General features: G+C 74.2%; 25 protein-coding genes. 13 read left to right on the top strand and 12 right to left on the bottom strand.

The genetic code is table 11. From position 1 onward, the window contains the following. Window positions 1–3 precede the first annotated feature (3 nt). The 3 genes from OG553_RS28425 to OG553_RS28435 all read right to left on the bottom strand — a co-directional run bounded on the left by OG553_RS28425 (window position 4) and on the right by OG553_RS28435 (window position 4,517). A complete protein-coding gene (locus tag OG553_RS28425; RefSeq protein WP_405981686.1) occupies window positions 4–1,377 on the bottom strand; it encodes an FAD-dependent oxidoreductase in 1,374 nt (457 codons plus the stop codon). 221 nt (window positions 1,378–1,598) lie between these two features. Next, entirely contained in the window at window positions 1,599–3,527 is a 1,929-nt protein-coding gene (locus OG553_RS28430) for an AAA family ATPase (RefSeq protein ID WP_405983163.1), read from the bottom strand. Between the two features lie 354 nt (window positions 3,528–3,881). After that, entirely contained in the window at window positions 3,882–4,517 is a 636-nt protein-coding gene (locus OG553_RS28435; RefSeq protein WP_405981687.1) for a uridine kinase, read from the bottom strand. A 113-nt stretch (window positions 4,518–4,630) separates the two neighbouring features. On the opposite strand from OG553_RS28435, the gene OG553_RS28440 reads away from it, so the two are divergent. The 3 genes from OG553_RS28440 (at window position 4,631) to OG553_RS28450 (ending at window position 6,906) form a co-directional block, all read left to right on the top strand. Then, window positions 4,631–6,064: a peptidase C39 family protein gene (locus OG553_RS28440; protein WP_405981688.1), complete on the top strand. Its 1,434-nt coding sequence runs from the start codon at window positions 4,631–4,633 to the stop codon at window positions 6,062–6,064. Window positions 6,065–6,159: 95 nt separating this feature from the next. Then, window positions 6,160–6,588, top strand: coding sequence for an SPW repeat protein (locus OG553_RS28445; RefSeq protein ID WP_405981689.1), 429 nt, complete (start codon window positions 6,160–6,162; stop codon window positions 6,586–6,588). Window positions 6,589–6,753: 165 nt separating this feature from the next. Beyond that, on the top strand, window positions 6,754–6,906 hold the full coding sequence (locus tag OG553_RS28450) for an SCO1431 family membrane protein (RefSeq protein WP_405981690.1): 153 nt from the start codon (window positions 6,754–6,756) through the stop codon (window positions 6,904–6,906). 9 nt (window positions 6,907–6,915) lie between these two features. Here the strand turns inward: OG553_RS28450 and OG553_RS28455 are convergent, their stop codons facing one another. Both OG553_RS28455 and OG553_RS28460 read right to left on the bottom strand, forming a co-directional pair. Then, window positions 6,916–7,887 carry a DUF6114 domain-containing protein gene (locus tag OG553_RS28455; protein WP_405981691.1) on the bottom strand — a complete coding sequence of 324 codons (972 nt, stop codon included), beginning with the start codon at window positions 7,885–7,887 and terminating at the stop codon, window positions 6,916–6,918. Continuing rightward, on the bottom strand, window positions 7,878–8,492 hold the full coding sequence (locus OG553_RS28460) for a DUF6230 family protein (protein ID WP_405981692.1): 615 nt from the start codon (window positions 8,490–8,492) through the stop codon (window positions 7,878–7,880). Before OG553_RS28460 ends, OG553_RS28455 begins: the two co-directional genes overlap by 10 nt. A gap of 105 nt (window positions 8,493–8,597) precedes the next feature. Here OG553_RS28460 and OG553_RS28465 point away from each other — a divergent pair, with 105 nt between their 5' ends. After that, window positions 8,598–9,290, top strand: coding sequence for a TetR/AcrR family transcriptional regulator (locus tag OG553_RS28465; RefSeq protein WP_405981693.1), 693 nt, complete (start codon window positions 8,598–8,600; stop codon window positions 9,288–9,290). Window positions 9,291–9,446: 156 nt separating this feature from the next. After that, on the top strand, window positions 9,447–10,619 hold the full coding sequence (locus tag OG553_RS28470; RefSeq protein ID WP_405981694.1) for an acyl-CoA dehydrogenase: 1,173 nt from the start codon (window positions 9,447–9,449) through the stop codon (window positions 10,617–10,619). 54 nt (window positions 10,620–10,673) lie between these two features. Here the strand turns inward: OG553_RS28470 and OG553_RS28475 are convergent, their stop codons facing one another. Then, window positions 10,674–10,940, bottom strand: a complete 267-nt coding sequence (locus tag OG553_RS28475; protein WP_405981695.1) for a hypothetical protein — start codon at window positions 10,938–10,940, stop codon at window positions 10,674–10,676. 107 nt (window positions 10,941–11,047) lie between these two features. Between OG553_RS28475 and OG553_RS28480 the strand changes: the two genes are divergently transcribed. The 3 genes from OG553_RS28480 to OG553_RS28490 all read left to right on the top strand — a co-directional run bounded on the left by OG553_RS28480 (window position 11,048) and on the right by OG553_RS28490 (window position 14,100). Beyond that, on the top strand, window positions 11,048–11,683 hold the full coding sequence (locus tag OG553_RS28480; RefSeq protein WP_405981696.1) for a PASTA domain-containing protein: 636 nt from the start codon (window positions 11,048–11,050) through the stop codon (window positions 11,681–11,683). Between the two features lie 222 nt (window positions 11,684–11,905). Further along, entirely contained in the window at window positions 11,906–12,979 is a 1,074-nt protein-coding gene (locus OG553_RS28485; RefSeq protein ID WP_405983164.1) for a hypothetical protein, read from the top strand. Window positions 12,980–13,008: 29 nt separating this feature from the next. Continuing rightward, window positions 13,009–14,100, top strand: coding sequence for a phosphotransferase family protein (locus tag OG553_RS28490; protein ID WP_405981697.1), 1,092 nt, complete (start codon window positions 13,009–13,011; stop codon window positions 14,098–14,100). Window positions 14,101–14,107: 7 nt separating this feature from the next. Here OG553_RS28490 and OG553_RS28495 read toward each other — a convergent pair whose 3' ends face one another. After that, window positions 14,108–14,557, bottom strand: a complete 450-nt coding sequence (locus OG553_RS28495) for a hypothetical protein (protein WP_405981698.1) — start codon at window positions 14,555–14,557, stop codon at window positions 14,108–14,110. 217 nt (window positions 14,558–14,774) lie between these two features. On the opposite strand from OG553_RS28495, the gene OG553_RS28500 reads away from it, so the two are divergent. From OG553_RS28500 to fxsA, 4 genes are all read left to right on the top strand, one after another. Next, a complete protein-coding gene (locus tag OG553_RS28500; RefSeq protein ID WP_030240692.1) occupies window positions 14,775–15,215 on the top strand; it encodes an Lrp/AsnC family transcriptional regulator in 441 nt (146 codons plus the stop codon). Between the two features lie 298 nt (window positions 15,216–15,513). Continuing rightward, entirely contained in the window at window positions 15,514–17,148 is a 1,635-nt protein-coding gene (locus OG553_RS28505) for an amidohydrolase (protein ID WP_405981699.1), read from the top strand. 325 nt (window positions 17,149–17,473) lie between these two features. Further along, on the top strand, window positions 17,474–18,238 hold the full coding sequence (locus OG553_RS28510) for a polyprenol monophosphomannose synthase (RefSeq protein WP_405981700.1): 765 nt from the start codon (window positions 17,474–17,476) through the stop codon (window positions 18,236–18,238). Between the two features lie 86 nt (window positions 18,239–18,324). Next, window positions 18,325–18,936 (top strand): FxsA family membrane protein, encoded by a 612-nt coding sequence (gene fxsA, locus OG553_RS28515; protein ID WP_405981701.1) that lies wholly within the window; start codon window positions 18,325–18,327, stop codon window positions 18,934–18,936. 111 nt (window positions 18,937–19,047) lie between these two features. Here the strand turns inward: fxsA and OG553_RS28520 are convergent, their stop codons facing one another. The 3 genes from OG553_RS28520 to OG553_RS28530 all read right to left on the bottom strand — a co-directional run bounded on the left by OG553_RS28520 (window position 19,048) and on the right by OG553_RS28530 (window position 21,989). Further along, a complete protein-coding gene (locus tag OG553_RS28520) occupies window positions 19,048–19,422 on the bottom strand; it encodes an RNA polymerase-binding protein RbpA (RefSeq protein ID WP_007262928.1) in 375 nt (124 codons plus the stop codon). Between the two features lie 346 nt (window positions 19,423–19,768). Then, window positions 19,769–21,151: an MFS transporter gene (locus tag OG553_RS28525; RefSeq protein ID WP_405981702.1), complete on the bottom strand. Its 1,383-nt coding sequence runs from the start codon at window positions 21,149–21,151 to the stop codon at window positions 19,769–19,771. A gap of 67 nt (window positions 21,152–21,218) precedes the next feature. Beyond that, the gene (locus OG553_RS28530) at window positions 21,219–21,989 is read right to left on the bottom strand and encodes a glycerophosphodiester phosphodiesterase (protein WP_405981703.1); all 771 of its coding nucleotides are present in this window, start codon (window positions 21,987–21,989) and stop codon (window positions 21,219–21,221) included. A 215-nt stretch (window positions 21,990–22,204) separates the two neighbouring features. On the opposite strand from OG553_RS28530, the gene OG553_RS28535 reads away from it, so the two are divergent. Further along, window positions 22,205–23,707 carry a PLP-dependent aminotransferase family protein gene (locus tag OG553_RS28535; protein ID WP_405981704.1) on the top strand — a complete coding sequence of 501 codons (1,503 nt, stop codon included), beginning with the start codon at window positions 22,205–22,207 and terminating at the stop codon, window positions 23,705–23,707. A gap of 18 nt (window positions 23,708–23,725) precedes the next feature. Here OG553_RS28535 and OG553_RS28540 read toward each other — a convergent pair whose 3' ends face one another. Both OG553_RS28540 and OG553_RS28545 read right to left on the bottom strand, forming a co-directional pair. Further along, the gene (locus OG553_RS28540; protein ID WP_405981705.1) at window positions 23,726–25,348 is read right to left on the bottom strand and encodes a hypothetical protein; all 1,623 of its coding nucleotides are present in this window, start codon (window positions 25,346–25,348) and stop codon (window positions 23,726–23,728) included. A 133-nt stretch (window positions 25,349–25,481) separates the two neighbouring features. Further along, window positions 25,482–25,676 carry a hypothetical protein gene (locus OG553_RS28545; RefSeq protein ID WP_007262923.1) on the bottom strand — a complete coding sequence of 65 codons (195 nt, stop codon included), beginning with the start codon at window positions 25,674–25,676 and terminating at the stop codon, window positions 25,482–25,484. Between the last annotated feature and the right edge of the window lie 227 nt (window positions 25,677–25,903).

Here is a 25,903-nt window from a genome sequence, read left to right on the forward strand (position 1 = left end):
GGCTCAGCCCGGGACGAGTGCCTCCCACTCGTCCCGGGTCGGGCCGTCGTGCGCCGGGGAGAAGTCCGGGTTGGCCTCCAGCCAGGCGGTGACGTGCCGGTCCACCTCGTCGCTCCCGTAGGCCTCGGCGGCCGGCAGCAGGAGGTGGCGGACCTGGGCCCGGGCCCGCATCACCACCGGGTCCTCGAAGGCACAGACGCCCACGGCGGCGGCCCGCCGGTCCGAGAGAGGGGCGCCCTCGGCGAGGCGCTGCTCGTTGCCCCGGTCGGCGGCCACCTGGTCGTCGAACCAGGGGCGCAGGCTCCGGACCGTCCAGTCGTGGTACCCGGCCGGGTCCGCGGCGGTCTCGTCGGCGTGGGCGGCCAGGTACTGGGCGGAGCGCAGGCCGAAGGCGACGCCGTGGCCCAGCGTGGGGTTGGTGTGGACGAGGCTGTCGCCCGTGTTCACCAGGCCGGTGACCACGGGCCCTTCGGCGTCGGTGAGGGAGGTCCACCGGTTGGGCAGGCCCGCCATGGGCAGGACCGGCGACCGCGGTTCGGGGTCCAGGTCGAGCCAGGCCGCCGCGGCGGGGAACCGGCGGGCGGCGGCCTCGAACACGGCCGGGTCGGTGACCGCGCTCCGCGTCGGATCGCCCGTGGAGAGCACCAGGTGCAGCGCGAAGGTGTCGTTGTCGGAGGGGAACACCCCGGCCAGCGCGAACGGCGAGGCCGAGCCGGGCTTCACCTTCCCGGGGCTGCGCGGACCGTCGGCCCGCAGCTCGTACCAGCGGCAGAAGTACGCGAGACCGGTGCGGTGGCTCTCGACCACGGGCGGCCGGCAGCCGGCCGCCTCGACCCAGGCGGGCACCGGCGAACGCCGCCCGGACGCGTCGACGACCAGGTCCGCCGGGTGCTCGGCGGCCCCCACCCGTACGCCGGTGACCCGCGGCGGGCTGCCCTCGGTGAAGGCGAGGCCGCTCACCCGGCTGCCGTGCCGCACCTCGACGGCGGCCTCCCGGCGCACGGCCGAGGCCAGCGCGGCCTCCAGCACGATGCGTCGGGTCCGCAGGGTCACCAGCTCCTCGTCCCCGTCCCGGACGGGCGGGTGCTCGGCGAACCAGTCGAAGTCGTGGTACTCCCGGGCACCGCGCGCCAGCAGGTCGGCGTAGACGTCGGGGGTCTCGGCGCGCAGGACGGTGCGCACGGGGGCGAGGAAGGAATGCGGCTGCACGGCCTGCGGGACCCGGGGCCGCTCCCAGTCGTAGAAGTCCCGGTCGAGGTCCTCGCCGGCGCCCCGTCCGTCCTGCTCGTACAGGGTGACCACATGGCCCCGCCGCCCGAGCATGAGGGCCGTTCCCAGCCCGCTGATACCCCCACCGATCACCGCAACCCGCGCCACCTGGGCTCCCCTCCGCGTCGTGTCGCGCACCGACCCTACCCGCAGCTGTTCACCACCCGCCAACGGGCATTCCCAGGCGCGGGGTCTGGGGGCGGAGCCCCCGGGAGGGGGCCGGGCGCAGCCCTGGGGGTACCTCCCAGCGGTAGCTGGGGGAGGAACGGGCGAAGGGCGGGTAGGGGACTCCGCACCGCGCAGCGGCCACGGCCCGCCCTCCGGGGAGGTCAGGAAGGACTCGGCCCCCGCCCGGACAGCACCTCCCCGTACGCCTGCATCAGGTCCGGCAGCCGCAGCGTGGCCAGGTCCTCACGGGACGGCTCCCCGGCGAACCCCGCCAGCCGCAGGTCCCGGTACGCGCAGCTCTTCTCGTACAGGGTCCGCAGGAACCGCCCGTTGCCCAGTTCGTCGATCCAGCCCTGCTCCACCACGTGCCCGCTGATGCTGCGCAGCTCCTCCCGCGCCTCCTCGTCCCAGCAGTCCCCGTTCGCCTCGGCCAGCACCCCGCCGATCGAGGTCAGTTCCGCCGGCCGGTAGCTCGGGAAGTCGACCCGTGTCGTGAACCGCGAGGACAGCCCCGGATTGGCGGCCAGCAGCCGGTCCATCCCCGCCGGGTAGCCCGCCAGGATCACCACGAGGTGGTCGCGGTTGTCCTCGGCCCGCTTCAGCAGCACCTGGAGGGCCTCGTCGCCGTACGCGTCGCCCTTGCTGTAGCCCGAGTTGGACAGGCTGTACGCCTCGTCCACGAACAGCACCCCGCCGATCGCGGAGTCGATCAGCTCGTTCGCCTTGACCGCCGTCTGCCCGAGGAACTCCCCTACCAGGTCGGCCCGTTGGGCCTCCACCAGGTGGTCCCCGCCGAGCAGCCCCAGCGCGTAGAAGACCCGGCCCAGGATCCGGGCCACCGTGGTCTTGCCCGTGCCCGAGGGCCCCGAGAAGACGAAGTGCCGCTTCGGCGGCTGTACCGGCAGGCCCTGGGCCGCCCGCAGCCGGGCCATGTGCAGCTGCGCCGACAGCGCCTTGACCTGCCGTTTCACCGGCTCCAGGCCCACCATCCGCTCCAGCTCCGCCAGCGCCTCGGCGAGCAGCGCCGGATCGGCCGGCCCGGCCGGCAGTCCGGTCGGGGTGCCCTGCGGGGGCACCGGCAGCCGGTGCCGTACGCCCTCCAGCCGTCCCGTTCCCGGCGGCTCCCCGGGCGTCGGCGGATCGGCGTCCACCTGCCCGTCCGGCGCGATGTCCTGGACCGGGCCGCCACCGCCGCCCCCGCCCCCGCCGCCCAGCGCGACCGCCGCGTAGTGGCCGGCGAGCCCCTCGCTGAGCTGGCCGCCGTACCCGCCGTACCCGAAGGCGTCGGCCAGGCCGGCCATGTCGTCGGGGTCGGTGCTGTCCTCGATGGCCGTCAGCCGGGCCGCGGTGTCCATGAAGGCCGGGTCCACCCGGTGCACGGCCCGGTACAGCGGAAGCGCCGCCGCGCTGCGCCCGGTGCCCTCGCGGGCCCGCGCCAGCCAGTACCGCAGTTCCTTGCGCTGGGGCTGCTCGCTGCGGCACCGCATCAGCGCGGCCGACAGCATCGGTTCCGCCTGCCCGTACATCTCCAGCCGGACCCGGGCCATGCCGCCGAAGAGCCCCGCCTCGATCCCGAGCAGCGGGTCGAGCACGAGCGGCTCGGTGTGCCGGACGAGTTGCTCCCAGTCCTTGACCAGGTAGGCCCGGCAGGCGTGCAGGAACCGGACCTGGGGGTCGGTGTCCACGGGCGGCAGCGCGGCGAGGGCCTGGTCCAGCTCGGGGACGTGGCGGCCGTCCAGCCAGTGCGAGGCGTGGGCCAGCAGCAGGTCCCGGCGGCTCTCCAGCACGGGCTGCACCCACCAGCCCAGCCAGTACCAGGAGTTGAGGGTCCGCCGGTGGCGGGCGCGCTGTTCGCCGAAGCGGTCCCGGTGGGCGTACATGCGCAATAAGGCGTTGGTGGTGTCCACCCGCAGCGCGTGGAGTCCCAGCCAGGCGTCGGCCATGGTGGGATCGAGCCCGACGGCCGCCCGGAACTCCTCCTCGGCCTGCGGGTAGGCGCCCATGGTGCAGGCGTCTACCCCGCGGAGCCAGGCGAGTTCGGCCGGAGCGTGTGCGCTGCCCGGCATGCCGAAGTCCATCACATCCCCCACAAGCATGCCCCGTGGTGCGCGGCAAACTCCGCGTCGCGCACCAGAGTTGTCGACCCCGCCGATGAAATCAGGGCTGCATCGTACCTGCGGTGACGCACCTTACCCAGGGTGCGGTGGGCACGGGTCGTGGGCGTGCCCCGGAAGCGCAGGGTAACTCAGGGTGAAGAACGGCGGGCGGCGCGACGCGCGCCGCACCGGCCCGGGGCAGAACGAAGCCCCCGATCACGGGGGAACAATCGGGGGCTTCGCGTCCGCGGCGGCCTTCGCAGACCGCGCATTCAGAACGTACGGCGGTTGCCGGGCCCGGGTCAAGCGGGTCGGGGAAGCCCCGTGCGGCCGTCGGCGCGCGACCGCTCAGGTCTGGGGGAGTCCGTGACGGTCGGTGACGGAAGCGGCCGTTCCCGGGGTCGCAGAAGCCCCGGAAGTCCACTCGTATCCCGTACCACTCTGGTGTACCAAGGTGTCCGCGAAGGGGCGTGAAGGGTCGTCGGAGAAGTGCGCGAGTTCCGCGCGCTCCCATCCGTCCCAGAAGTCGGAAAGTTCCTGCCCGTCCCGGTTTCGGCCGCGTCCCCAGGACGTCATCCGGGGGGTCTCCATCCACAGGAGGTGCGCGAGACGGGGCCGCAGCGCCCGCCGGCCCGCCCCGACGCCCTCGACGAGCAGCACGGGCGCCGGATCCAGCACCCGCTCGGCGCCGAAGCGGCGCTCCACCCAGTCGTACGGGGTCCAGTGCGCGGCCCGTCCGGCGGCCAGCGGCTCCAGGACCTGCGCCCGCAGCCGCTCCGCCCAGTCGAACAGCTCCTCGTGGGTGGCCACGTCGTCCAGGTGCAGTACCGGCGCGCCGCCCAGGGACACGGCGAGCCGCTCAGCGAAGGTGCTCTTGCCCGATCCGGCATGTCCGTCGACGCCGATCAGCCGCACCGGGCCGAGCGAGGGCGGCAGGGCGGCGAGCTCCCGCGCGAGTGACTCAAGTGACTGCTGTGGCTCCACCCGGCCAGGGTACGGGCCGCCGACACGGGCCCCGGGCTTCGCCGCCGCGCGGCCGGGAACTGGAAGGGTGGAGCAGCCGCACCACCAGACCGACCCCCTGGGGGAAGAAGCCGATGACCGCACCCACACCACGCAGGGCCCTGCTGGCCGTCGCCCTCGCCGCCGCCACCGCGGCCACCGTCCCCGGCGGAAGGGCCTCGGCGGCCCCCGGCCCGGCCGCCGCCACCCCCGGGGGCGCCCCCGGGGGCCCCGCCGCCGGCGCCCCCGCGGACACCGCGGCGGAAGCGGCCGCCGGCGCGGCCCCGGCCCGGACGGTCGACAACCGGTTCTGGTACTCGTACGCCCACTGGCAGGCCGGCACCCACCGCGGCACCACCGCCGTCGCAGGCGCCCGCCCGGGCCTGGAGATCGCGACCCCGGCCGGCCGCACCGAGTACACCGACCCGCACACCGCCCGGAAGTCCACCTGGGAGTACGCCACCTGGACCTCCCCCGTGCACCGCACCACCGTTGCCGCCACCGAGGCCATCGCCTCCTGGAACGCCCGCACCCCGGCCGGCACCTGGATCCAGACCGAGCTGCGCCCCTCCTACGGCGACGGCACGGCCGGCCGCTGGTACGTGATGGGCCGCTGGGCCGCGGGCGACGGCGACATCCGCCGGACCTCCGTGGACGGCCAGACCGACGGCCGCACCACCGTCTGGACCGACACCCTGGCCGTGGACGCCCCCGCCGCGACCGCCGGCCTGCGCATCACGGGCTGGCAGCTGCGCCTCACCCTCCACCGCAAGCCCGGCGCCGCCAAGGGCCCCCGCGTCTGGCTGGCCGGGGCCATGGCCTCCGCCGTCCCCGACCGCTTCACCGTCCCGGCCGCCGCCCCCTCGGGCCGGGCGCACGAGCTCAAGGTCCCGCGCTACTCGCAGGAGGTGCACGCCGGCCAGTACCCCGAGTACGACAACGGCGGCGAGGCCTGGTGCAGCCCCACCTCCTCGCAGATGGTCATCGAGTACTGGGGGCGCAGGCCCAGCGCCGCCGCCCTGAAGTGGGTCCGCCCCGGCTACGCGGACCCGCAGGTCTGCCACGCGGCCCGCTCCACCTACGACGCCGCGTACAAGGGCTGCGGGAACTGGCCCTTCAACGCCGCCTACGCGGCCACCTACCGGGATCTGGCCGCCGTGGTGACCCGGCTGGGCTCCCTCGCCGACCTGGAGACCCTGATCGGGGCCGGGATCCCGGTCATCACCTCCCAGTCCTTCCTCGCGCAGGAGCTCACCGGGGCGGGTTACGGCACCGCGGGGCACCTGATGACGGTGATCGGCTTCACCGCCGCCGGGGACGTGGTCGCCAACGACCCGAACTCGGCCGACAACGACTCCGTCCGCCGCGTCTACGCGCGCCGGGAGTGGGAGAACGCCTGGCTGCGCACCAAGCGGCGGGGCGCCGCCGGGAAGACCGTTTCGGGCACCGGCGGGGTCTGCTACCTCTACGTCCCGGCCCGGCCGGGAGCGGACCAGGTCAGGGCTCTGCGGGAGGTCGGGGTGCTGTGAGGCGCTGGCTGGAAAAGGCCTGCTGGTCCGTATGGCTTAACGGGTGGAATATGGGCATAAAGGGCGTATAAGGCTTCTCTAGGAGGCAGCCCACCATGACCACCCATTCAAGCATCGAACGACACCCGGACCTTGCCGAGATGCGGACTCGGTTCGAGCGGGTGACGAGCACTCCCGCCGCGCAGGCCGTGGAGGCACTGGCCCTGATCTCGGGCCTGTACCTGGCGGCCTCGCCCTGGATAGCCGGGTTCAGCGTGCTGGGCCCGCTGGCCGTCAACAACCTGATCGCCGGTCTGGCCTTCTGTCTGTGCATGGGCGGACTGGGGACGGCGTACGAGCGCACGCACGCGATGGCCTGGACGGCCGTCGCGATCGGCGCCTGGACCATCGTGGCCCCCTGGGTCATGGCCGGTGAGATGGACACCACCCGCAGTGTCGTCAGCAACGTCATCACCGGCGCGGTCATGCTGTGCCTGGGCCTGGCCATGGTCTCCATGGGCGGACGCCGGCGCACGACGACCTGACCGGGAGCGCATCCCGCCGCCGGGCCCCGGCACCTCCGACCTCCGGAGGCCGCCGGGGCCCGGTGGCGTGAGGAGCACCGGCGTGAGGAGCGCCGGCGTGAGGCGCGCCACCAGTGACGCTCGTCATATACCGCGAAAGCCGCGAACGCTGGCACATTGGACGGCATGACCGCACACACCGCCGCCCTCACCGCCCGCGCCCGCCGCCTCGTCGGCACCGGCGGCCCCAAGGAAGACTCCGCCTGGCTGGAGCACGTGCTCGGCTGGACCCTGGTCGTCGTCGTGGCCATGCTCGTCACCCAGCTCGGCCTGATCTGAGACCGCCCGTCACGAGGCCCCCAGCCGCAGCCCCTCGGTGACGATCACGTCCGAGGTGACCAGCGCCTGTTCGGCGCTGACCCGCGTCATGAAGACGAACGGCGGGATGACCGGCGGGGCCGGCAGCCCGTCGGGGCTGAAGGTGACGCACAGCAGCCCCTCGATGCACCCGCTGAACCGCGTCAGGTACAGGGTCACGTCCCCGCGCAGCTCCAGGGAGTCCGCCGCCAGCGCGTACTCCTCGCGCCCTTCGCGGGTCCGCAGCCGGTAGTCGCGCAGCGACGCCGCCGCCATCCTCAGCACCAGCACCCTGCGGGGCCCGTCCGCCGTGGGCACCTCGGTGACGCCGGCCAGGGCGAAGCCCTTCGGTGCGAACAGCGAGGTGGTGACCGTCGGGGGAGTGCGGGCCGCCGTCGGCGGTACGGCGGAGGCCGGCTCCGCCCGCGCCTGCGGGGTCCCCGGGGCGAGCGCGGCCAGCAGTACGAGGGGCAGCGCCACGGCGGACAGCCGCGACGGCCCGCCCGCCCCCTCCCCGGCCCGTCCGCGGGCGTCCTCCCCGGTCCCCTCCCCGGCTCCTCCACGGGCCTTCTCCCCGGCCCCTTCCTCCCGCAGCGGGGTCCAGCCGAAGCCCAGGGCGCCGCCCGCGATGCCGAGCAGCATGCCGACGAGGAACCCGCCCAGGTTGGTCGCCACGAAGGACAGCACCGACAGCAGCAGCGCGTGCACCGACACGTACGCCCGCGCCTGCGGCAGGAACCACAGGAACAGCCCCGCCACGATCAGCGCGGCCCCGATCCCGATCGCGGCGATCCCGCCCAGCCCCAGGCTGACCAGCACGGGCAGCGGCGAGAGGGGGACCAGCAGCAGTTCGGCCCCGCCCAGCACCAGCAGCAGGCCGCCCCAGAACGGCCGGGTCCGCCGCCAGGCCCGCAGCCGCGCCCGGGGGCCGGGCAGCGGCAGTGGCAGGGGCCCTAGAAGCACTTGCGGCCGTCCAGGCTCACGTCCAGCTTCATGCCCTTGAGCCGGAAGTTCCCGCCGGTCGCGGACCAGGCGTGCGACCTCACGCCCGCGACCTCGATGTTCCCGGCCTGGAGGCCGAACTTGCCGGCCTCGCCCCGGACCCCGTCCACCTGGTCGAGGGTGGAGGCGTCCCGGCCGATCTGCGCCGTGCCGAAGGTGGCGTCACCCTCCAGGTCCTCGCCGTCGATGACCAGGTTGCTGGCCGTCACCTGCCCGGCGGGACCGCCGGCGGTCAGCTTGAACACCACCTTGCCCAGCGGGGTGTCCACCTCGGCGGACTGGCAGATGTCGCTGAGGGTGGCCTCCCCGATGCCCAGCAGGGCGACGGGGTGCCCCTTGCCGTCGACGGAGCGGTCGGTGTGCACGTAGGAGGCGAGCCCCTTGCTGCTCAGCTTGGAGGAGGAGACCTGGAAGGAGGTCCCCGAGACGGCGAAGGACGCGGCGAGCGCCCCCTGCGCCGTCACCACCCCCAGCACCCCGGCCAGGGCGGCCGCCGGCAGCGCGACGAGCGCCGACTTCCGCCAGTCGACCCGGCCTTCGACGGCCGCTCTGTTGCCCTTGCCCATGATGTGCCTCCCGTGTGGATTCCGGAGGATCGGTGCGAAAGGAGCGCGACAGGCAGGTCTGCCATACTGCGGGCATCCTGTGGCAGTTCGAGGCTAGGGCCGAATTTGAATAATAGTCAACAGCGCGGCGCAGCCCCTCGTTCGGAGGTTCGGAAGGCCGAACTCATAGCCATCGGACGGAAGTTGTTCGCCGATACCCCCTATGACGCGCTCTCCATGGACGACATCGCGCGGCAGGCGGGCGTCGCCAAGGGACTCGTCTACTACTACTTCAAGAGCAAGCGCGGCTATTACCTCGCGATCGTCGAGGACTCCGTCGCCGGACTGGTCGCCCGCGCGGGCGGGGACACCGGCCTGCCGGCCGCGGAGCGGGCCCGCCGCACGATCGACGGCTACCTCCACTACGCCGAGCACCACCGCGCCGCCTTCCGCACCATCGCCGCCGGCGGGGTCGGCTCCGACGCCGAGGTCCTCGCCATCCGCGACGCCGTCCGCGAGGAACTCGTCGCCACCGTCGCCGAGGCCGCCTACGGCCGCCGGGAGGTCCCGCCGCTGGCCCGGATGGCCCTCGTCGGCTGGCTCTCCGGGGTGGAGGGCGCCACCCTCGACTGGATCGGCGCCCCGCCGGGCGCGGCGCGCCCCGAGCGGGAGGAGCTCGCCGCCCTGCTCGTACGCCAGCTGCGGGCGACGCTGAGCGTGATCGAGGAGTTCGTCCCCGACTGTCCGGCTCCTCCAGCGGCTCCCGAGGAGACCGCGAGCGGATCGAATGATCATGGCAATCATGTACCGGTGACGTAAAGCGCCTGATCGGGCATACTCAACCCGCCGCAGCCGCTGAGCGAGCCGTTCCGCAACCCGGGAGGGCAGCATCGGCTGTGAGAGCACCGAGACCCGGCGGCGCGTCCCACACCTCACGCGTCGCCGCCGTGCCCGACGAGGGAGGAGAGCGCCGCCATGACAGACCGCGCCCCGCAGCCGGTGGACCGTCAGCTGCCCACCGAGGAGTCCCGGGACCTCCTCGCGCTCGTACGCGAGATCGCCCAGCGGGAGATCCGCCCGCACGCCGCCGACGAGGAGGAGGCCGGCCGGTTCCCGCGCGAGGTCTTCACCCTGCTGTCCGAGGCCGGACTGCTCGGTCTCCCGTACGGCGGCGAGTTCGGCGGCGGTGAGCAGCCGTACGAGGTCTACCTCCAGGTGCTGGAGGAGCTGGCGGCGGCCCGCCTGACCGTCGGCCTCGGCGTCAGCGTGCACTCGCTGGCCTGCCACGGCCTGGCCGGCTACGGCGCCAAGGAGCAGAAGTCCGCGCACCTGCCCGACATGCTCGGCGGCGGACTGCTCGGCGCGTACTGCCTCTCCGAGCCGGCCGCCGGCTCGGACGCCGCCTCGCTGACCACCAAGGCGGTCCGTGACGGCGACGACTGGGTGATCACCGGCACCAAGGCCTGGATCACCCACGGCGGCGTCGCCGACTTCTACACCGTCCTCGCGCGTACCGGGGTCCCGGGCGCCAAGGGCATCACCGCCTTCCTCGTGCCCGGAGACGCCCCCGGCCTGTCGGCGGCCGTTCCCGAGAAGAAGATGGGGATGAAGGGCTCGCCCACCGCCCAGCTGCACTTCGACGGCGTCCGCGTGCCCGATTCCCGGCGGATCGGCGAGGAGGGGCAGGGCTTCACGATCGCCCTGGCGGCCCTCGACGCGGGCCGGCTCGGAATCGCGGCCTGCGCCATAGGCGTGGCCCAGGCGGCCCTCGACGAGGCCGTCTCGTACGCCCTCGGCCGCAAGCAGTTCGGGCACCCGATCGCGGACTTCCAGGGGCTGCGCTTCATGCTCGCCGACATGGCCACCAAGATCGAGGCGGGCCGGGCGCTCTACCTCGCGGCCGCCCGGCTGCGGGACGCGGGCGAGCCCTTCTCCCGGCAGGCGGCGATGGCCAAGCTCTTCTGCACGGACGCTGCCATGGCCGTCACCACGGACGCGGTGCAGATCCTCGGCGGCTACGGCTACACGGCGGACTTCCCGGTGGAGCGGCTGATGCGCGAGGCGAAGGTGCTGCAGATCGTGGAGGGCACGAACCAGATCCAGCGAATGGTCATCGCCCGCCACCTGGCCGGCCCCGAGACCCGCTGACGCCGGTCCCCTTTCCCTGCCCAGCCCGTGACCCGGGCCGCCGTGCGGCCCGGGTCACGGGCTGTTGTACAGGGGGCCGCTCGGCCAGATCGGGGAGGACGTGATCCGGGACCACTCCGGGTCCCGCCGCCCCGGCAGGGTGCGGCCGGCGGCGGCCCAGCGGGCGAGCAGGTCGCCGTAGATCGGCGGGTCGGGGTGGCGCGGCCGCCCGTGCTGCCCGCCCGGCTCCGGGACCGCCTGCTGAACCGATTCTTCGTAACCCGGCGGTGTGGGGCGCCGCCTGCGCCCCGCTCTCGCCGACGGTGTGTCGAGAGTGGTCATGCACGGCCAACGCCGCATCCGGTGCGGGGGTAACCCGTCCCCGTCCGCGCCCATCCGTTCGACCCTTCCCGCTGTCCGCGGGGCCGGGGAGTGGTGATCATGGGCTGATGCGTACACATCACATCCTTCCGGCGGTCCTGGCCGCAACCGCGCTCCTCGCGCTCACCGGCTGCCAGGGGCCGAAGTCCTCCGGCGGAGCCCCGGCCGGTTCCTCCCCGGCTTCGGCCCCGGCCCCGGTCCCCGCTCCCGCGTCCCCGACCGCCGCCAAGCGGGGAACCCTCCCCGACCTCGTCGGCAAGGGTCTCCAGGCCGCGCGGGACGAGGCGCAGGCCGCCGGCTTCCACCTCCTCGTCTCGCACGACGGCCTGGGCCGCGGGCGCGCCCAGGCCTTCGACCGGAACTGGAAGGTGTGCTTCCAGAGCCCCGGCCCCGGAGCCGCTTCCACGGACGCCAGGATCGACTTCGGCGCGGTGCGGGCCGAAGAGTCCTGCCCGGCCTCGGACCCCGGTCTGCCCTCGGCGGCGGCCGGTGCGACGCCGGACTTCTACCGCAAGTCCGTGAAGGCCGCCCGGGAGGCCCTGCCCTCCGGCACGGGCGTCACCGTGAAGGACGCGCTGCAGGGCCGGGCGGTCCGCCTGGAGACGAACTGGCAGGTGTGCGCCCAGCTTCCGAAGGCGGGCAGCCCCCTGAGCGGCGGACCGGTGGAGCTGAACGTCGTCCAGTTCGGCGAGACCTGCCCCTGACCTCCGGTCCGGGGGGCGGGTCGGGGCCTCGCGGAGTCGTGCGGTGGCTCGCCGTGCCGCCTTGGCAGGGTGTGCCGGAACCCTGGCACGGGGCGCCGTTTCTGACGTACCGTCATATTCGCTCAGCAGCCCTGCCCGCCCCTGCGCCCCAGGAGGTTTGCCGTGCCCGCGGACCGCCCCGTCGCCCTCGACGAGTACCCCGTCCACCAGGCCCCGCTGTCGATGAAGCACCACGTCAGCGGCGACCGGAACGCCTACGACCGCTGCATCTTCCACGTCTTCGACCACGCCGGCCGCGCCGTCCTCATCCTCGGCCTCGGCGTCTACCCCAACGCCGGGGTCATCGACGCCTACGCCACCCTGCGCCTGGGCGACGAACTCCTCGCCGTCCGCGCCTCCGACGCCCTCACCGACGACCGGATGAACCTCACCGTCGGCCCCCTGTCGATCACCGTCGACGTACCGCTCAAGCGGCTCACCCTGCGCTGCGCACCCGACCCCGCGGACCCGCACGGACTCTCGTACGACATCACCTGGACCGCCGAGTTCCCCGCCGTCTGGGAACCCCACCACGTCCAGCGCCGCGGCGACCGCCTCATGCTCGAAGGCCGCCGCTTCGTCCAGGCCGGCAACGTCACCGGCAGCATCCGGGCCCGCGACGAGGAGTTCACCCTCACACCGGGGGAGTGGACCGGCACCCGCGACCGCAGCTGGGGGGTGCGCCCCATACCCGGCGAGGACGGCGGCCGGGCCGCCGAGGAAATGCGCCCCGAGGGCTTCCACTGGCTCTGGATCCCCGTCCGCTTCGAGGACCGCTTCCTGATGGTCATCGCCCAGGAGGACGCCGACGGCCACCGCACCCTCAACGAGGCCGTCCAGGTCTTCCCCGAGGACACCGGCCGCCACGACGTCCAGCTCGGCTGGCCGCAGACCGAGATCCACTACCGCCCCGGCAGCCGCCACCCCGAGCGCGCCGTCGTCCACCTCGCCGACCCCTCCCGCAAACCCCTCGAACTCGGCGTGGAGATCCTGAACTCCTCCCCGCTCGCCGTCGGCGCCGGCTACCCGCCCGCCGCCGACTGGCAGCACGGCACCTGGCAGGGCCGCGGCTGGACCGACCGCCGCACCTACGACCTCTCCGACCCGGCCGCCCACCCCGTGGCCGCCTTCGGCGTCACCGACCACTCGGCCCGCTTCACCCTCGACGGGCGGACCGGCTTCGGGATCTTCGAGCACGGCAGCTTCGGCCGCCACGACCCCAGCGGCTTCGCCGACTACTCCTCCGTCGCCCCCTGACCCACCACCCGAGACAGGAAGGACCGGCCATGGCCACGGCACCCCGCCCCCGCACCTCCACCCGAGAGCCCGAAGAACTCGGCCGCCGCCTCGCGGCCTGGCTCGACGGGCGGCTCCCCGGCGCGAAGGTCGTCAACACCTCCGTCCCCGGCTCCAACGGCATGTCCAGCGAGACCCTGCTCTTCGACATCGAGCACCCCGACGCCCCCGTCCGCGCCTGCGCCCTGCGCCTGGCCGCCGACCCGGCCGCCTACACCGTCTTCCCCACCTACGACATGCCCCGCCAGCACCGCGTGATGAGCCTGGTCGCCGAGCACACCGACCTGCCCGTCCCGCGCGTGCTGTGGCTGGAGGAGGACCCGGCACCGCTCGGGGCGCCGTTCTTCGTGATGGCCCGCGCCGAGGGCCGCGTACCGCCCGACGTCATGCCCTACACCTACGAGGGGAACTGGCTGCACTCCGCCACCGACGCCGAGCGCGCCGAACTCCAGGAGGCGAGCATCTCCCTCCTCGCCCGGCTGCACGACCGGTTCCCCGCGAAGGAGGCCGAGTTCCTGCTCCCGGCGGGCGAGGGCAGCCCGCTGCGCCGCCACGTCGACGCGCAGCGCGCCTACTACGAGTGGGTGGTCTCCGGCCTGGCGCGCTCGCCCCTGCTGGAGCGGGCCTTCGACCGGCTGGAGGAACTCTGGCCCGCCGACGAGGGCGACCCGGTCCTCAACTGGGGCGACGCCCGCATCGGCAACGTCATCTACGACGGCTTCCGGCCGGCGGCCGTGCTCGACTGGGAGATGGCGGCCTACGCCCCGCGCGAGGTGGACCTCGGCTGGACCGTCTACCTGCACCGCTTCTTCCAGGACCTGACCGTCGGCTTCGGCCAGCCGGGCCTGCCCGACTTCCTGCGCCGGGAGGACCTGGAACGCCGCTACGCCGAGCTCACCGGGCACACCCCGCGGGACATGGAGTTCCACACCCTGTACGCGGCCCTGCGGCACGGGATCGTCATGCTGCGCATCGCCTACCGGCAGGCGTACTTCGGGGAGGTGGAGGTGCCCGCCGACCCCGACGGGCTGATCCTGCACCACGCCAGCCTGGCCGGCATGGTGCAGGGCACGTACTGGTAGCCGCGGATCAGGCGGCCTGCGCGTGCTGGCTCTTGCTCGGCAGCGCGGCCGCCGCCGCCCGCACGGGACGCGAGCCCGGCCCGCCGACGTGCGAGAACGGCTGCGTCCGCCAGTCCAGCCCCTGCGGCAGGGCGAGGTGCACGATGGCCTCCAGGTCCTGCTGCTCCGGCAGGAGCGCGCCCAGCGTCGGCAGGGCGTCCGAGACCGGGCGGCCGGTGCCGGCGCACACCGTGAGCCCGAACGGGTTCCACGGGGTCAGGCACAGCGCGTGCTGCGGCAGGTGCTCCTCGTCCGCGACCAGGGCGACCGACTGCCCGCAGTCGGGGCAGACCGCGTGGCGGACCTCGAAGTCCTCGGCGTCGCCGGGTTCGAGGTACTCCCCGTCGTCCGCGTAGCCGGCCTCGACGGATTCCAGGGGCTCCGGTTCGGTGCGACCGGCGCGCTTGGTGTTCAGCATGGATGTACTCCCCCTTGGGTGGGCCGGGCGGGCAGGTACTTCGGCCACGGCCACACCAAGCACTTCCCGCCGCGCGGCACGAGTAACCACCAGAGCGGGATGTACGCCCGTACACGGCTGTGGCTTTGGTCACATGCCCGCCGCAGGTGCCACTTCTCCGTGGACACCGCTGTGCCGGAAGGCGTCCGGGGCAATAGGTTGTGCGGCTATGAGCGCAATGGAGGAGCTGGACCGCCAGATCGTGGATCTGCTCGTGCGGGACGGGCGGATGAGCTACACGGACCTGGGCAAGGCCACGGGCCTGTCCACGTCGGCGGTCCACCAGCGAGTACGCAGGCTGGAGCAGCGCGGCGTCATCCGCGGGTACGCGGCCGTCGTGGACCCCGAGGCCGTCGGGCTCCCCCTGACGGCCTTCATCTCGGTCAAGCCGTTCGACCCGAGCGCGCCGGACGACATCGCCGAGCGGCTGGCGGGCGTGCCCGAGATCGAGGCCTGCCACAGCGTCGCGGGCGACGAGAACTACATCCTCAAGGTCCGCGTGGCCACCCCGCTGGAGCTGGAGGACCTCCTGGGCCGCCTGCGAGCCCTGGCCCACGTCTCCACCCGCACCACAGTCGTCCTCAGCACCCCCTACGAAGCCCGCCCACCGCGCGTCTAGCGAATCCCGGCCCCACCGGCGTTCGAGCTGCCCCACCCACGCCCGCCCCGATCCAGCCCCGCCGGCGTTCGAGGCGACCCCACCCACCCCAGCCACAACCAGCCCCGCCGGCGTTTGAGGCGCGGGGGTCTGGGGGCGGAGCCCCCAGGAGGGGTCCGGGCGAAGCCTGGGGAACGGGCGAAGGGCGGGTAGGGGACCGGCCCCGCGCAGCGGCGGCACCCACCCGCACCCGGCACCGCCGCACGGCCCACCCCACCCGGGGAAAACCGCGGCCAGCGGAGGGGCGAGACTGGTCCCCATGACCGACCGCACCCCCTCCGCCGAAGCCGCCGGAGCCACCGCACCCGCCCGAACCGTCCTCCTCCGCGGAGGCGAGGTGCACAGCCCCGCCGACCCCTTCGCCACCGCGATGGTCGTCGAGCGCGGCCACGTCGCCTGGGTCGGTTCCGAAGGCGCCGCCGACGCCTTCGCGCAGGGCGTGGACGAGGTCGTCGACCTCGGCGGGGCGCTCGTCACCCCGGCCTTCACCGATGCCCACGTCCACGCCACCTCCACCGGCCTCGTCCTCACCGGCCTCGACCTGACCGGCGCCCGCTCGCTCGCCGAGGCCCTTGGCCTCGTACGCGCGTACGCCGACCGGCGGCCCGCCGACCGGGTGCTCCTCGGCCACGGCTGGGACGCCGCCCGCTGGCCCGAGCGCCGCGCCCCGCGCCGCTCCGAGCTGGACGAGGCCACCGGAGGCCGCCCGCTCTACCTGAGCCGCATCGACGTCCACTCCGCGGTGGTCACCACGGCCCTGCTGGACCTCGTCCCCCACGTGCACCCGCACGGCGACGACGTACCGCTCACCAAGGACGACCACCACGCCGTCCGCCGCGCCGCGCTCGCCGCCCTCACCCCCGCCCAGCGCGCGGAGGCGCAGCGGGCGGCCCTGGACCGGGCGGCCTCGCTCGGCATCGGCTCGGTCCACGAGTGCGGCGGGCCCGACATCTCCTCCGCCGAGGACTTCGCCGGCCTGCTGGCCCTGGCCGCCGAGCGCCCCGGGCCGCGCGTCCACGGCTACTGGGCGGACCGGGACCTCGCCCTGGCCAAGGAGCTCGGAGCGGTCGGCGCCGCCGGCGACCTGTTCGTGGACGGCGCCCTCGGCTCCCACACGGCCTGCCTGCACGCCCCGTACGCCGACGCCCCGCACACCGGCACCGGCTACCTGGACGCCGCCGAGGTCGCGGAGCACGTCGCCGCCTGCACCGGGGCGGGCATGCAGGCCGGGTTCCACGCCATCGGGGACGCCGCCGTCGCCGCCGTGGTCGAGGGGGTCCGCGCGGCCGCCGCGAAGGTCGGGCTCGACCGGATCCGGGCCGCCCGGCACCGCGTGGAGCACGCCGAGATGATGACCCCGGAAACCATCGCGGCCTTCGCGGAGCTGGGCCTCACGGCCTCCGTGCAGCCCGCCTTCGACGCGGCCTGGGGCGGCGGGGACGGCATGTACGCCGACCGGCTCGGCGCGGAGCGCGCCCGTACCCTCAATCCCTTCGCCGCCATGCTGAAGGCCGGCGTCCCGCTGGCCTTCGGCTCGGACGCGCCCGTCACCCCGCTCGACCCCTGGGGCACGGTCCGGGCCGCCGCCTTCCACCGGACCCCCGAGCACCGGATCTCCGTACGGGCCGCCTTCGCCGCCCACACCCGGGGCGGCTGGCGGGCGCTGGGCCGCGACGACGCGGGCACCCTCGTACCCGGCGCCCCGGCCGACTACGCCGTCTGGCAGACAGGCGAACTGGTGGTCCAGGCCCCCGACGACCGGGTCGCCCGCTGGTCCACCGACCCCCGCTCCGGCACCCCGGGCCTGCCCGACCTGAGCCCGGGCGGGGAGCTGCCGGTGTGCCTGGCGACGGTGGTCGGCGGCCGGGAGGTATTCGTACGGCCACAGGGGTGATCCACCCGGCCCCGGTGGGGTACCGGAGGCCCGGCCCGGATAGGTTCGGCCGGGCCCACCACAGGACGTCCCCACCGGACGGCTCCGTCCGCTCAGCGCGCCCGCGCCTCGGGGGCGAGGGAAGGTTTCGCCGGTGGGGCGGCCCCCGGCGCGTACCGGGGGAGGGTGGCCCCGGACCGGGCCCGGCGGCCCAGTAGACAACGGTCACGGCGGCCCGCAGCCAGCGGGAGCCGGTCCGGCCCGAAGGGCCGCCGGTCCCGGTCGCCGGCTGTTCTAAAATCATCCTGTTGTGACGGGACGGACGAAGAACACGCAAGGGGAACCAGTGAGCGACGGCGGACAGCGGACGTACGGACCGCTCGGCACCACCCTGGTGATCATTCCGACCTACAACGAGGCCGAGAACATCGGCCTGATCACCGGCCGGGTCCGCGCCGCGGTCCCCGAGGCCCACATCCTGGTCGCGGACGACAACAGCCCCGACGGGACCGGCAAGCTCGCCGACGAGCTGGCGGCCGCCGACGACCACGTCCACGTGATGCACCGCAAGGGCAAGGAGGGCCTCGGCGCCGCCTACCTCGCGGGCTTCGCCTGGGGCCTGGAGAACGGCTACGGCGTCATCGTCGAGATGGACGCCGACGGCTCCCACCGGCCGGAGGAGCTGCCCCGGCTGCTCACCGCGCTGGCCGGTGCCGACCTGGTGCTCGGCTCCCGCTGGGTGCCGGGGGGCCGGGTCGTCAACTGGCCCAAGAGCCGCGAGTTCCTCTCCCGCGGCGGTTCCACGTACTCCCGGCTGATGCTGGACGTCCCGATCCGCGACGTGACCGGCGGCTACCGGGCCTTCCGCCGCGAGACCCTGGAGGGGCTCGTCCTGGCCGAGGTCGCCTCGGCGGGCTACTGCTTCCAGGTGGACCTGGCCCGCAGGGCCGTCCGCAAGGGCTTCCGGGTCGTGGAGGTGCCGATCACCTTCGTCGAGCGCGAGCTCGGCGACAGCAAGATGAGCAAGGACATCGTGGTCGAGGCCCTGCTGCGGGTCACCCAGTGGGGCCTGAAGGAGCGCGCGGCCAAGCTGGCCGGCAAGCGCCGCTGACCCCGCCGTGCCCGGGCATCCCCTAGGGGATGCCCGGTACCTCCGGCTGAGCCCGGTTTCACCCGGCTCCAGGCACACTGGGGGGTATGACGACCGGCACTGGACCTTCGAGTACGGGTACCCCGACGGCCCCCCGACGGCGCTCGCCCGCCCGTACCTTCATCCCCCTGGCGGTCGCCGCCTGGCTGATCCTGGAGATCTGGCTGCTCAGCCTGGTCGCCGGGGCGGCCGGCGGGTTCACCGTCGCGGCGCTGCTCGCCGGCGGGCTGGTGCTCGGCGTGGTGGTCATCAAGCGGGCCGGGCGCCGCGCCTTCAAGAACCTCACCCGCAGCTTCCAGCAGGCCCAGGAGCAGGCGATGGCGGGCGGCATACCGTCCGCCCCGCAGCCCCCCAAGGGCTCGGGCAACGCGATGACCATGCTGGCAGGCCTGCTGCTGATCATGCCCGGCCTGCTCTCCGACGTGGCCGGACTGCTCCTGCTGCTGCCGCCCGTACGGGCCTTCGCGGGCCGCCGGGCCGAGCGCACCCTGGAGCGGAAGATCGCATCGGGCACCCCGGGCGGCTTCGGTGACGCCTTCACCCAGGCCCGGATCCACTACCCCGACGGCAAGGTCGTCCAGGGCGAGGTGATCCGCGAGGACCGCCCCGAGCAGCGGCCGGGCCCGGACGCCGGCTACCGGCCCCCGCTGGCCCCGTAGGGAGCCGGCGGGCGGCAGGACGCATCAGGGACGCATCAGGACAGGGACAACGCCGAGGGGCCCCGCCACGTCAGTGGCGGGGCCCCTCGGCTACTGCGCTGTGCCCGCGGGTCAGGCGGACTTGCGGCTGTCGCGCGGATGCACGGCAATGTTCATGGCGCCGGAGCGCAGGACGGCCAGCCTCTCGGCCAGCACCTCCTCCAGCTCCTCGCGGGTGCGCCGCTCCATGAGCATGTCCCAGTGCGTTCGCGCAGGCTTGCCCTTCTTCTCTTCGGGCCCGTCCCCGTCCACCAGGAGTGCCATGGCGCCGCACGCCTTGCACTCCCACTCCGGCGGAATCTCTGCCTCAACCGAGAACGGCATCTCAAATCGATGTCCGTTCTGGCATGCGTACTCCACCGCCTGGCGCGGGGCCAGATCGATGCCGCGGTCCGTCTCGTAGCTGGTAACCACGAGCCGCGTACCGCGGAGAGCTCGCTCACTCATGAATCGTGCCTCCCGGGCTTGTCGCCCACAGGACAGGTGTCGCTGTCGTCGTCATCCGGTCAACGTCCGGTCGGCGGTATAGATTCCCGCTCCGGGTCATGCGTCGCCCGTCGTGCCGCCCCTTGTTGTACCCACCAGTGCCCGTTTTGTCACATCTGGCAGCAGATGTCACCCAACGTCTACACTTCTTGTGCGCGCAGTAACGGTCCGCCTGGCAGGCCAAAGGCGTACACTACCGGCCCTTTGCCGCAACGTCGAAATTCGTTCGGGATTCGTTCGTGAGTCCGGATCCCGGGCGTGCGGCGGAGGGTCGGGATCCGGGCCCGCCCGGGCCCGGATCCGCGCTTCAGAGGCGTACCGGAACAGGATTGCCCGCCGCCTCCACCGCGCGCCGCACCGGCACCCGCGCGAGCAGCACGAAACCCAGTGCGAAGAACACCACCAGCGAGATGATCGCGTCCCGGTAGCTGCCGGTGACCTGGTAGGTCAGGCCGAAGACCAGCGGCCCCACCCAGCTCAGCCCCCGGTCGCTCATCTCGTACGCCGAGAAGTACTCGGCCTCCTTCCCCGCCGGCACCAGGTGCGAGAACAGCGAGCGGGACAGCGCCTGGCTGCCGCCCAGGACCAGCCCGATCATCGCGGCGAGCGCGAAGAACCACACCGGGGTCCGGGCCGGCAGGAAGTACCCGGCCGCCAGCGTCAGCGCCCACGCGGCCAGCGAGCCCAGGATCGTCCGCTTGGCCCCGTACACCCGGGCCAGCCGGCCCATCGCCAGCGCGCCCGCCACCGCCAGCACCTGGACCAGCAGCACCGCGCCGATCAGGGTGGACTGCTCCAGCTCCAGCTCCTCGGAGCCGTAGACCGAGGCCTGGGAGATCACGGTCTGCACGCCGTCGTTGTAGATCAGGTACGCGAGCAGGAACGACAGGGTCAGCGGATAGCGCCGCATGTCCTTGAAGGTGGCCACCAGCTGCTTCCAGCCGCTGACCGCCGGCGCCCCGCCCGGCTCCCGGACCACCGACCGGTCCCGCAGCCGGCGCAGCGGGATCAGCGCGAAGGCCCCCCACCACAGGCCCGCCGACGCCAGGCAGACGCGCACGGCCTCGCTCTCGGATAGACCGAAGGAGTCGTGGCCCAGGTACAGGGCCAGGTTCACCACGAGCATCAGCGAGCCCGCCGTGTAGCCGAAGGCCCAGCCCCGCGAGGAGACGGTGTCCCGCTCGTCCGGGGTGGAGATCTGCGGCAGGTAGGCGTTGTAGAGCACCATCGACACGGACAGGGAGGCGTTCGCGACGATCAGCAGGAACCCGCCCAGCAGGTAGCGCTCACCGCCGAGCAGGAACATCGCCGCCGTCGCGGTGGCGCCCGTGTACGCGGCCACCGCCAGCAGCGGCTTCTTGCGCCCCGTCCGGTCGGCGACCGCGCCCGCCAGCGGCATCAGCAGCACGGCGAGGATCACCGACGCCGAGACCGCGTACGCGAAGAAGGACCCGGCCCGCACCGGGATGCCGAGCGGGTGGACGTACCCCTCGGCGTCCGCGGCGGCCTTCGCGACCGAGGTCAGGTAGGGGCCCAGGAACACCGTGAGCACGCTCGCCGAGTACACCGACACCGCGAAGTCGTAGAAGTACCAGCCGCGCTGTTCGCGCTTGCGCGCGGCCGCGGCCTCCGCGGACGGTCTGCCGTCCTCGGCCCCGGGCTCCGCCTCGTCCGTCGTCTGCGCGCTCATTCGAGAGCCCCCTCGCTGGTCCCCGTACCGCACGGCCGCGGGCGCCCGCACGGACTCCCGGGCGGTGTCAGGCCCAGGCGCCGCGCCGGTCCAGCACCGTGCGCAAGATGTCGATCCGGTCGGTCATGATGCCATCGACACCCAGGTCGAGGAGAGCCTCCATGCGTTCCGGTTCGTTCACGGTCCACACGTGCACCTGGAGTCCCCGCTCGTGCGCGGTCCGTACGAAGCGCCGGTCGACCACCCGGATGCCGGCCTGGGTCTCCGGGACCTGGGCCGCCACCGCGCCGACGCGCAGGGCCGCCGGGATCGCGAAGGAACGCAGCCGCAGCCCGACCACCCCGCGGACCCCGTACGAGGTCGCCAGCCGCGGCCCCGCGATCTTCTGCGCCCGGGCCACCCGGCTCTCCGAGAAGGAACCCACGCACACCCGGTCCCAGACCCCGGCCCGCGCGATCAGGTTCAGCAGCGGGTGCAGGGCCGACTCGTCCTTCACGTCCACGTTCCAGCGGGCCTGCGGGAACTGCTCCAGCAGGTCCTCGAAGAGGACCAGCGGCTCGGAGCCCGCCACCCGCGCCTCCCGCACCCGGCTCCACGGCAGCTCCCGGATCCTGCCGCTCATGTCGGTGACCCGGTCCAGGGTGGCGTCGTGGAAGGCCACCAGCTTCCCGTCCGCCGTCGCGTGCACATCGGTCTCGAAGTACCGGTAGCCCGCCTCCGCCGCCCGGCGGAAGGCGGCGGCGGTGTTCTCCAGCCCGTCCGCGGCCCCGCCCCGGTGGGCGAAGGGGATCGGAGCCGGATGGTCCAGGTAGGGGTGCCGGAGGCGTACGTGAGTCACGGCCGCAGTATGCCCAATGCGTCCCGCCGGGCGGGAGCGCCACGGGAGCGGGGACCCGGCCGCCGGGTGAACGGGCGCACCCGCCCCAGGAGCGCGCGGCACCCCCTCTGGTCGCGGTGGACCGGCCCATGACAGTGTGGGACCCGAAGACCAATCCAATACCGGCCCCGGGATCCCCGACCGGGGGCCAATCCGACGAAAGTGGACCGGACGCCATGGCTCAGTGGACCTCAGCGGTCGGTGCCGCGCAGCTCGCCCGGCTCATCGGCTCCCAGCAGGACCGGCCCGCGCCGCCCGGCGCCCGCAAGCCGCCCGCGTACCGCACCCTCGCCGACGGCATCCGGCTGCTCGTCCTGGAGGGCCGCGTCCCCGTCGCCGCCCGGCTGCCCGCCGAGCGGGAACTCGCCGTCGCCCTGTCGCTGAGCCGCACCACCGTCGCCGCCGCGTACGAGGCCCTGCGCGGCGAGGGCTTCCTGGAGTCCCGCCGCGGCGCGGGCAGCTGGACCTCCGTTCCGGCCGGGAACCCGCTCCCGGCCCGCGGCCTGGAACCCCTGCCCCCCGAGTCCCTCGGCTCGATGATCGACCTCGGCTGCGCCGCCCTCCCGGCCCCCGAGCCCTGGCTGACCAAGGCCGTCCAGGGCGCCCTGGAGGAACTCCCGCCCTACGCCCACACCCACGGGGACTACCCGGCGGGCCTGCCCGCGCTGCGCCGCATGCTCGCCGACCGCTACACCGAGCGGGGCATCCCGACCATGCCCGAGCAGATCATGGTCACCACCGGGGCGATGGGCGCCATAGACGCCATCTGCAGCCTGTTCGCGGGCCGGGGCGAGCGGATCGCCGTCGAGTCCCCCTCCTACGCCAACATCCTCCAGCTGATGCGCGCCGCCGAGGCCCGCCTGGTCCCGGTGGCGATGGGGACGGGGCTGAGCGGCTGGGACATGGACGTCTGGCGTCAGGTGCTGCGCGACTCGGCCCCCCGCCTGGCGTACGTCGTGGCCGACTTCCACAACCCGACCGGCGCCCTGGCCTCGGAGGACAAGCGCCGGGCGATGGTCGAGGCGGCCCGCTCCGCCGGGACCGTGCTGATCGCCGACGAGACCATGGCCGAACTCCGGCTGGACCCGGACCTCGTCATGCCCCGCCCGGTCTGCTCCTTCGACCCGGCGGGCTCCACCGTGATCACCGTCGGCTCGGCCAGCAAGGCCTTCTGGGCCGGCATGCGGATCGGCTGGGTCCGGGCGGCCCCCGACGTCATCCGCAGCCTGGTCGCCGCACGGGCGTACGCGGACCTCGGCACCCCGGTGCTGGAACAGCTCGCGGTGAACTGGCTGATGCGCACGGGCGGCTGGGAGGAGGCCGTCGGGATGCGCCGCGTCCAGGCCCGGGAGAACCGGGACGCGCTGGTCGAGGCGGTGCGCCGGCAGCTGCCGGACTGGGAGTACGAGGTGCCCGGCGGCGGCCTCACGCTGTGGGCCCGGGCGGGCGGCCTGTCCGGGTCGCGGCTGGCCGAGGTGGGGGAGCGGGTCGGCGTCCGCGTCCCCTCGGGCCCCCGGTTCGGCGTGGACGGGGCCTTCGAGGGGTACGTCCGGCTGCCGTTCACCGTCGGCGGGCCGGTGGCCGAGGAGGCCGCCGCCCGGCTGGCCGCGGCGGCCCGGCTGGTCGGCACCGGAGCGGCCGGCAGCGGGTCGGAGCCCCCGCGCACCTTCGTCGCGTAGGCCTTCCCGCGGCCCCCGCTACGGAGCCTCCGCCGGGACCTCCGGGATCTCGGCGGCGTCGAACGAGGAGGGCTGCGGCTGGACCTGGAGCGGCCGGCACGGGACCGGCGGGCCCTCGCCGCCCTGGCCCGGCGCCTGCCGCTCCGGCAGCAGCTCCAGCACCGCCTGCCGGTGGGCGGGGTGCGCGGCGTCGTCGTACGGGTCCGGCGTGGCCGGCACCTGGAGGCGGTGCACGGCCCCGGTGCCGAGCCGCGCGTACCCGCGCCCCGGCGGCAGCTGCGGCGGCGGGGTGGTGTGCGGCGGCAGCCCCAGCACGTCCGCGACCTGCTGCACCGGGGCCGGGCCGAGGACCACGCGGGCGCGGGTGTGCTGCCAGACGGCGTCGCCCAGGAGCTCCAGGTGGTCGAAGTGCTCGGCGACCACCACCGTGACGTGCGCGGCGCGCCCGTGCCGCAGCGGCACCTGGAGCTGGGCGAGCGGGTCGGGACGGCCGTCGGCGGCGGCCAGGTGCGCGAGCACGCTGGGCCGGTCCAGCAGGATCCACAGCGGGCGCCGCGAGTCCTCGGGCGCGGGGCGGCCCGCCTCCCGGGCCCGGTGCGTGGCGATCAGCCGCCGCTCCGTCTCGTGCGCCGCCCACTCGACGGAGGCCAGCGCCCCGGTGGGCCCGCACTCGACGGCGAGCACCCCGGCCCGGCCGGCCAGGCAGGCGTACTCGCCGCTGCCGCCGCCCTCGACGATCATCACGTCCCCGCCCTGGCCCAGGGCCTGGAGGGCGATCGAGCGCAGCAGGGTGGAGGTGCCGCTGCCGGGCTGGCCCACGGCCAGCAGGTGCGGTTCGGCGGAGCGCGGGCCGGTCCGCCAGATCACCGGCGGCACGTCCGCGGGCTCCTCGCCCTCCAGCACGGGCACGGTGCGCTGCACGCCGCCCGGGTCGGTGAAGCCGAGGACGGTCTCACCCGGCGAGGTCACGAAGGGCTGGGCGGCGATGTCGGTGGGCAGTGCCGCCAGCACCCGCAGGTCCAGCCGGTTGCCCTCCTCGTCCCAGTCGAAGAGGTACTCCCGGCCGCGCCCCGCCTTCGCGTGCAGCAGGGCCTCGATCCGGGCCCGCGAGGCGGTCTCGCCGTCGGTGAAGTATGCGGGGTAGCGGATGCGGAGCCGGCTCACCCGGCCCGAGCCGTCGAACTCGTAGCCGCTGAAGGCCTCCTCCCAGGCCCCGCCGTGGGCGAACAGCGGGCTCGGGTCCTCCGGGGCGGAGAAGTACGGCACGAGCGCCTCGTACAGCGAGCGCAGCCGCTCGGCCTCGGCGTCGCCGGGCCCGGAGCCGGCCGGGGAGCGGTCGCGCCCGTGCCAGCCCGCGGCCGCCATGACGCAGATCAGGGCGCCGAGGGGGCCGTAGGGCACGATCGCGACCACGAGGACGCAGGCGGCCCCGAGGAACAGCGCCGGACCGCGCTTGTCCTTCGGGGTCGCCGCCCATCTGCGCCGTCCGGCGGAGGCCAGGACGCGCAGGCCGCGTCCGATGACGATGAGCGGGTGGAGCACGTCGGTGGCGCTGTCGGCGGCCGTGCGGGCGAGGTCGCGGCCCCGGGTGAGCGACGTGCTGCCGCTGCTGAGGATGCGGGGGAGTGGGCGCCGGGCCACGGTCGTCTCCTGGAGTCGTGGTGGTGCGGGACTGTGGCGTCAGGGCCCGGGCTCTGCGGGCTGGGCGCAACCCAGGCGGCGAGGCCGCGGGCCTGATCGTGGAGGGCCCGTGCGGGGTCGGAGCCCCGGCGGGCTAGAGCTTGATCCCGCCGAGCAGGCTCGCGAGGCTCGCCGTACTGGCCGTGATGCTCGGGGCGATGGCGGAGCCGGCCAGGAAGAAGCCGAACAGCGCGCAGACGAACGCGTGCGTCAGCTTCATCCCGTCCTTCTTGAAGAACAGGAAGCAGATGATGCCGAGCAGGACGACACCTGAGATGGACAGGACCATGTGACGTTCTCCTGATGAGTCGGGGCTCCTGGTGGGTGGGTACGGTCACCATCAGTTGTTCCAGGCTCACAGGAAGTATCAATGCGATAAAAGGTGCATACGGGTGAATCCTGGGTTTTTTCACTTGACCGGACGCGCCTGACTGGCGCGGCCGCCGCCCGCGGTGTGCGGACACCGCCGCCAGGCATCCTTGCCTCGGACCGGCCCCGTCATGTCCCGGGACGGGC

This window comes from Streptomyces sp. NBC_00158 (genome assembly GCF_045160885.1).
Lineage (GTDB): Bacteria > Actinomycetota > Actinomycetes > Streptomycetales > Streptomycetaceae > Streptomyces.

What these genes read in the sequence shown, in the direction of transcription:
- OG553_RS28440 (WP_405981688.1), top strand. Translation starts at nt 4,631, where the DNA reads ATGACCGCACCCACACCACGCAGGGCCCTGCTGGCCGTCGCCCTCGCC.
- OG553_RS28445 (WP_405981689.1), top strand. Translation starts at nt 6,160, where the DNA reads ATGACCACCCATTCAAGCATCGAACGACACCCGGACCTTGCCGAGATG.
- OG553_RS28450 (WP_405981690.1), top strand. Translation starts at nt 6,754, where the DNA reads ATGACCGCACACACCGCCGCCCTCACCGCCCGCGCCCGCCGCCTCGTC.
- OG553_RS28460 (WP_405981692.1), bottom strand. Translation starts at nt 8,492, where the DNA reads ATGGGCAAGGGCAACAGAGCGGCCGTCGAAGGCCGGGTCGACTGGCGG.
- OG553_RS28470 (WP_405981694.1), top strand. Translation starts at nt 9,447, where the DNA reads ATGACAGACCGCGCCCCGCAGCCGGTGGACCGTCAGCTGCCCACCGAG.
- OG553_RS28475 (WP_405981695.1), bottom strand. Translation starts at nt 10,940, where the DNA reads ATGACCACTCTCGACACACCGTCGGCGAGAGCGGGGCGCAGGCGGCGC.
- OG553_RS28480 (WP_405981696.1), top strand. Translation starts at nt 11,048, where the DNA reads ATGCGTACACATCACATCCTTCCGGCGGTCCTGGCCGCAACCGCGCTC.
- OG553_RS28485 (WP_405983164.1), top strand. Translation starts at nt 11,906, where the DNA reads ATGAAGCACCACGTCAGCGGCGACCGGAACGCCTACGACCGCTGCATC.
- OG553_RS28490 (WP_405981697.1), top strand. Translation starts at nt 13,009, where the DNA reads ATGGCCACGGCACCCCGCCCCCGCACCTCCACCCGAGAGCCCGAAGAA.
- OG553_RS28495 (WP_405981698.1), bottom strand. Translation starts at nt 14,557, where the DNA reads ATGCTGAACACCAAGCGCGCCGGTCGCACCGAACCGGAGCCCCTGGAA.
- OG553_RS28500 (WP_030240692.1), top strand. Translation starts at nt 14,775, where the DNA reads ATGGAGGAGCTGGACCGCCAGATCGTGGATCTGCTCGTGCGGGACGGG.
- OG553_RS28505 (WP_405981699.1), top strand. Translation starts at nt 15,514, where the DNA reads ATGACCGACCGCACCCCCTCCGCCGAAGCCGCCGGAGCCACCGCACCC.
- fxsA (WP_405981701.1), top strand. Translation starts at nt 18,325, where the DNA reads ATGACGACCGGCACTGGACCTTCGAGTACGGGTACCCCGACGGCCCCC.
- OG553_RS28520 (WP_007262928.1), bottom strand. Translation starts at nt 19,422, where the DNA reads ATGAGTGAGCGAGCTCTCCGCGGTACGCGGCTCGTGGTTACCAGCTAC.
- OG553_RS28525 (WP_405981702.1), bottom strand. Translation starts at nt 21,151, where the DNA reads ATGAGCGCGCAGACGACGGACGAGGCGGAGCCCGGGGCCGAGGACGGC.
- OG553_RS28535 (WP_405981704.1), top strand. Translation starts at nt 22,205, where the DNA reads ATGGCTCAGTGGACCTCAGCGGTCGGTGCCGCGCAGCTCGCCCGGCTC.
- OG553_RS28545 (WP_007262923.1), bottom strand. Translation starts at nt 25,676, where the DNA reads ATGGTCCTGTCCATCTCAGGTGTCGTCCTGCTCGGCATCATCTGCTTC.